Source organism: Streptomyces sp. NPDC021356, from assembly GCF_040641015.1.
GTDB lineage: Bacteria > Actinomycetota > Actinomycetes > Streptomycetales > Streptomycetaceae > Streptomyces.
In genome coordinates this window covers 1-1618 of the sequence record NZ_JBFACU010000105.1, presented here as the reverse complement: position 1 = coordinate 1618, position 1618 = coordinate 1, and the positions used below count along the sequence as shown (strand labels likewise).

Here is a 1618-nt window from a genome sequence, read left to right as displayed (position 1 = left end):
ACGCAGCATGAGGCGGTTTGAAGCCTCCCCCCGCAGGGCGACTCCGAAGGGCCAAAAAAACCTTCATCTTCCACACAGCACCATGATTGGAAGCTGTTCCTACAACCAACTCCCTCTCATGCTCAGGACACACGGAGACGTGGAACATCCGACCGATCAGCGTCTTGATCCGTGCCAGGGCCCACCGCTGGTCAGACCAGCCGTGGGCCAGCGGGCCACGTCCAACTCCCGTTCCAATCGGGCAATCTGGTCCTCACTGAGCTTCGGTCGGCCCGGTGACCCCTTCGGCAGCACTCCGGATTCGCCCTGCTCCCGTCAGGCCCGGCGCCACCGCTCCACCGACCGCTCGCTCACCCGCAACGCGGCGGCGAGCCTACTGTTGCTGTCCCCGCCCTCGAAGCGTGCGACGGCGCGAAGCCGTAAGCGCTCCCGTGCGGCCCTGCCGGCATCGGTCAGGCCCCGCCCTGTACGTACCTCACGCCCGAGGTCTATCGCACACACCAAGCCCTCGGCTGGCCAACGACCCCGACATCACGCTTTCAGGTTCAGTACTGCCGTCAGACGCCTTGGGAGCCCCGCCGGAAACCAATCCGACGGGGCTCCCAAACTACGAGCTGACCTGTTTTATAGGCCAATGCTCGGCTGACTACTCCATACTGTGGAGGCTTCCAGCGTTAGCGGCTCGACACCCCCTGCTCCTGCGAGAAAAATCGCCCACCAAAGCTCCTCACATGGAATATGACCCTCACCCTTCGTGTCGATCCAGACGCAAACGGATCCGTGGCTGCCCAGGGTGACATCCCACCACGACCAAGCCCGAAGATCCGGATCGAAGCAGTAAAGCCACTCCTCTACATCCCAGGGGCGATCCTCCCTGGCTTCCAGATACCTACGCTTCCCTTCACTCCCGTCTGGATCGCCTTGGGCGCCCCCGCCGCCACCTCTAGAAAGCTCGCGAAACCAGGACGGAAGCGAATCCACCGGCAAGTCATCGCGCTCGAAGTCGGTAGACCTGGCGACCTCGACAGCCCCGCCGATCAAATTCCTAAGACGTTCTGCATATCTCGCAGGATCGGCGACAGGCGTGACAATCAGCAGGCCGAGCAGGCCGATCGGATCCTCCGAGGGGCGCCGCTTCAAGCGCTCCCCCTCGAAGGACAAGTCATAACGACTCATCATGCACCCCTATCCAATAATTCGACCCGACCCAGGGATTATTGCATCCATCAGTCCAGGGATGTGGTGATCACGTAGCCCCACAAGGCCGGCACCGTCAGATCCATCCGAAGCCATCTTGCGAGCAAAGTTCCATTCACGCTTGGTCCCCGCCCAGCCGGGAGGCATGCGCTGAGGAAGTGCCGCTCCGGTAATCTCATTGACATAGGAGGTTGGCACATCAAACGCGATTAACAGATCACCTTTAAATCCAAGCGAGTGGTCGATCTTTCCAGTCATATTCAGGAACAGGGCACCAGAGCCCGAATGCGAGACATTTCCATCTGCATCAATGGACAATCTCTGGGTTGCCGAAATCGACGTGTCCTGCTTTCGATATACCGTCGTGACATCAGTCTCGTCACAATTGTGGACGAGGACCGGCGTGGCCCCTGCCAGCACA

Annotated in this window: 2 protein-coding genes; both read right to left on the bottom strand. The window is 60.5% G+C overall.

Annotated elements, in window-relative coordinates:
• Positions 1-315: 315 nt before the first annotated feature.
• The gene (locus tag AB0G56_RS42165) at positions 316-501 is read right to left on the bottom strand and encodes a helix-turn-helix domain-containing protein (protein ID WP_360981669.1); all 186 of its coding nucleotides are present in this window, start codon (positions 499-501) and stop codon (positions 316-318) included.
• A gap of 684 nt (positions 502-1185) precedes the next feature.
• On the bottom strand, positions 1186-1618 hold a 433-nt coding region (locus tag AB0G56_RS42160), incomplete at its 5' end, for a hypothetical protein (RefSeq protein ID WP_360981666.1).